Origin of the sequence: Promicromonospora kroppenstedtii DSM 19349 (assembly GCF_000515355.1) — a bacterium.
GTDB lineage: Bacteria > Actinomycetota > Actinomycetes > Actinomycetales > Cellulomonadaceae > Promicromonospora > Promicromonospora kroppenstedtii.
This window is the reverse complement of sequence record NZ_KI911760.1, coordinates 1,866-6,046: the sequence shown is the minus strand read 5'-3', so window position 1 is coordinate 6,046 and position 4,181 is coordinate 1,866. Positions and strand designations below refer to the sequence as shown.

The following is a 4,181-nucleotide window of genomic DNA, read 5'->3' as shown; positions in this document are numbered from 1 at the left end:
GCCGGCGCACCCGCTCGGGCGCCCGGCGGGCCGCCTGCACGGCGAGCCACAGGGGGTCCTCGACCACGGTGCGGGCCACGAAGGACGTGGTGTAGCGCAGGTTGCGTGCGAGCTCGCCCGCACGCCGGAACGGTCGTGCCATCAGTAGCGGGCCCCTCGTTCGACGGGCTCGGGCCGCAGCGGGTGCGGGAGCAGTTCGTCGAGCAGCTCGGTGTACCGGTGCCCCAGCACCTCGTCGCTCGCGTGCTCGGCCACCCACGTGGCGGCGTCGGGCGAGGCGGCGGGCACGACGCCGTCGGACAGCCAGCCGCACCACAGGTCGGCGAGGCCCTCGACGTCGCCGGGGTGCACCACGGCGCCCGCGCCGTTCGCCGAGACCAGGCTCGCGGCCTCGCCGGCGAGGCACGCGGAGGCGACCACGCCGGAGGCCATGACCTCGTACAGCTTGGACGGGACGGTCCACTCGAACGGCGCCCAGTCGCGCAGCGAGACGATCGCCGTGTCGGCCCACGCGTACAGGTCGCGCACCTGGGTCGACGGCACGGACGGTTCGACCCGGACGGGCGCGCCGAGCTCCTCCGCCAGCAGGCGCAGCGGCTCCAGCTCGTTGCCGTGGCCCACGATCCGCACGTCGAGCGCGTACCCGCGCTCCTGGACCAGCGCCGCGGCGCGGACCACGACGTCCAGACCCTGCGAACGGCCCACGGTGCCCGCGTACACGGCGCGCAGCGGGCGGCCCGTCAGGGCCACGGGGGCGTGCTCCCGGACCGCCTCGAACGCCGTGCCGTTACGTACCACCGCGACATTCCGGACGCCGCGCGAGCGCAGCACCTCGGCGAACGCCGCGGTGGTGGTGACCACGAGGTCGGCCCGGGCCTGCAGCCGGGTCACGGTCCGGTGCACCACGCGCGCGGCGAGGTCGCGGACCAGTCGGCGCAGGTCGGTGCGGCGACCCCGGCGCAGCAGGATGCCGCTGGGCTCGATGAGGTCGGGCCAGGCGTCGCGCATCTCGACGATCAGCCGGGCGCGGTGCCAGCGGGCGAGCGCCCAGCCCGCGACGACGCTGGGGATCCCGGGCACCGTGGCGATGACCACGGCGGGACGGCCGGCCGTCGGGCGGACCCCGCGCAGCACCGAGCTCACGGCCGCGACGAGCTGGTCCACGACCCGCGATCCGAGCCCATGAGAATGCTCGCGAAAATTCACCCGGATGATCTTCTCGCCATGGTTTCCCGTGGTTACCGCACCGGGTGAGAAATCGGGTGAATAATGGGTGATCTTTCCCGAGGGGTAGTGCGGCGGAGGGGTCAGTACGGTTACCGGATAACCCGCGGGTACAAGGTGCCCGGACAGGGCTCCCCACCGCCTCTGCGGTGCTCCGGTCTCGGGCGCGTAGTGGTGCGTGACGAGGAGAACCGCGCGGTTCTGCTGCCGTCTGACGCGTGCGACCACGCTGGATCCCCTCTCTGTTCGGCGCACTGCCGACCTTTATCGGAATTCACCCGCAAGGGCATTCTCCGGTTGCGGTGCAGGCTTAAGGGTAGTAGTCGGAATCGATACTAGGATCACCGGCCATGGCCGCACCCGATCGAATGAACGACTATCTCTCCGCACCCAACCCCGTTGACGGGGGGCTGCGTCACGCGCGTCGCGGCCGGCGGGGCAAGGGGTTCGTCGCCGGAATCGTCGTCGGTGCCCTCCTGCTGGTGGGCGGCGGGGCTACCGCTGCCTGGTTCGGCTACCGAGCCTCGCTCGACGACAACCTGGAGCGGATCGACGCCTTCGAGGGCGTCGACGAGTCGACCCGCCCCAGCGCCGCGCCCGCCGAAGGCCCGGACGCCCCCGTGAACATCCTGGTGCTCGGCTCCGACAGCCGGATCTCCGCCGGCGACCCGAACGCCTGGGAGGCCGGCGCCCAGCGCACCGACGCGATCATGCTCGTGCACCTGTCGGCCGACCGGCAGACCGCCGCGGCCATCTCCATCCCGCGTGACTCCTGGGTGCCCATCCCCGGCGTCGGCGAGGCCAAGATCAACGCCGCGTTCTCCTACGGCGGCCCCGCGCTGATGATCCAGACGGTCGAGCAGCTCACCGGTGTGCGCGTCGACCACTTCGCCGTGACCGACTTCCAGTCGTTCACCACCCTCACCGACTCCCTGGACGGCGTCGAGATCACCGTGCCCGACGGCGCCGGCGGCTCGGTGCGCCAGGCGATGAACGGCGAGGAGGCGCTCGCCTTCGCCCGCGAACGGCACGCCCTGGCGAACGGCGACTTCGGCCGCGTGCAGCGGCAGCAGGCCTGGATGCGCGCCATCGTGGCCAAGGCCAACAACAACCGCAGCGACCCCCTGAAGATGGCGGGCTTCCTGCAGGCCGTCACCAGCTCCGTGGCCGTGGACGAGGACTTCACCTTCGACCGGATGCAGGAGCTCTTCCAGAGCGCGGGGGACATCTCCACGAACGACATCACGTTCATGACGGCGCCCTACACGGGCACCGGGCGCAGCGCCGACGGGCAGTCGATCGTCGTGCTGGACCGCGCCACGTTCGACCCGCTGATGGAGGCCGTGGCGAAGGACGACCTGCCGGGCTTCCTGGCCGACGCCCCGGAGAACATGGACCTGCTGCCCGCGGTCGTGCAGTAGCCACCGTCGTGCGGTGACGGAACGGGCCGCCGTCCCCTCGGGGACGGCGGCCCGTTCTCGTGGCCCGGAGGGCTCAGAGACCCAGGATCGAGCGCAGGTCCGCCTGCACCAGGGCGAGCCGCTCCCGGGCGGCCACACGGGCCCTGGAGAGCTCCTCCGCGGTCGCATCCGCGTCCACGGCCGCGACCACCTCGATGTAGCACTTGATCTTGGGCTCGGTTCCGCTGGGGCGCACGATCACCCGGGTGTCGTCCGCGGTGAGCAGCACCACGCCGTCGGTCGGCGGCAGGCCGTTCAGGCCCTCCGCGAGGTCGCGCACGGAGTTCACCGGCGAGCCCGCCAGCTCCGACGGCGGCGCGTTGCGCAGCCACGTCATCGTCGTCTCGATGCGCGCGAGGTCCTCGAACCGGGCCGAGACCTGGCCCGTGACGTGCAGCCCGCAGGCCCGTGCGACGTCGTCGAGCTGGTCCAGGAGCGTGCGGCCCTCGTTCGCGAGCCGGTTGGCCAGCTGCGCGACGGCGACCGCCGCCGACAGCCCGTCCTTGTCCCGCACGTGCGCGGGGTCGACGCAGTAGCCCAGCGCCTCCTCGTACCCGAACACCAGGCCCGGGGTCCGGGAGATCCACTTGAAGCCCGTGAGCGTCGTGGCGTGCTCCAGCCCGAGCTTGCCGGCGATGGCGGCCAGCGCCCGTGACGACACGATGGAGCAGGCCAGCGTGCCGCCGGTGCCGGCGCGTACGGCCCGCTGGGCCGCGTCCCAGCCCAGCAGCATGCCGACCTCGTCGCCGTGCAGCATGCGCCAGCCCTGCGACCCTGCCGTCTCGGCGCCCTGGTAGGTGCCGTACTGCGGGTCGAAGACCGCCACGGCGCAGCGGTCCGCGTCCGGGTCGTTGGCGATGACCAGGTTCGCGTGCGCGTCCTGGGCCAGGGCCAGTGCCATGTCGATCGCGCCCGGCTCCTCCGGGTTGGGGAACGCCACGGTGGGGAAGTCCGGGTCGGGCTCCACCTGCTCCTCCACCGGCACGACGTCGGTGAAACCGGCCTCCGCCAGCACGCGGGCGATCGCGTCACCGCCCACCCCGTGCAGCGAGGTGGTGACGATGCGCAGCTTGCCCCGCGGCTCGCCGTCGTGCAGCGAGGCCACGGACCGGTAGTACTCGTCGGCGACCTCAGGGCCCAGGACGGTCCAGCCGGACTCGGCGCGCGGAACGTCCTTGGCGGGCCCCACGCGCGCGATCTCGCCCGCGATCCTCGCGTCGTACGGCGGGACGATCTGCGCGCCGCGGCCGGGCCCGCCGACGACGCGACCGCCTAGGTAGACCTTGTAGCCGTTGTCCGACGCCGGGTTGTGGCTCGCGGTGACCATGACGCCGGCGTCGGCGGCCAGGTGGCGCACCGCGAAGGCGAGCACCGGGGTGGGGCCGGCCGCCGGCATGAGCAGCACCTCGGCCCCGGCCGCGACCAGCACCCCCGCGGTGTCCCGCGCGAAGTCGGCGGAGCGGTAGCGGGCGTCGTAACCGATCACGACGCGCGGCT

General features: G+C 72.9%; 3 protein-coding genes. 1 reads left to right on the top strand and 2 read right to left on the bottom strand.

What is annotated here, in order from left to right; translation table 11 throughout:
- Window positions 1–141: 141 nt before the first annotated feature.
- Window positions 142–1,452, bottom strand: coding sequence for a glycosyltransferase family 4 protein (locus tag PROKR_RS27270; protein WP_084800711.1), 1,311 nt, complete (start codon window positions 1,450–1,452; stop codon window positions 142–144).
- A gap of 122 nt (window positions 1,453–1,574) precedes the next feature.
- On the opposite strand from PROKR_RS27270, the gene PROKR_RS27265 reads away from it, so the two are divergent.
- A complete protein-coding gene (locus PROKR_RS27265; protein ID WP_245605990.1) occupies window positions 1,575–2,645 on the top strand; it encodes an LCP family protein in 1,071 nt (356 codons plus the stop codon).
- Between the two features lie 73 nt (window positions 2,646–2,718).
- On the opposite strand, the gene PROKR_RS27260 is transcribed toward PROKR_RS27265, so the two are convergent.
- On the bottom strand, window positions 2,719–4,181 hold a 1,463-nt coding region (locus tag PROKR_RS27260; protein WP_036970172.1), incomplete at its 5' end, for a phospho-sugar mutase.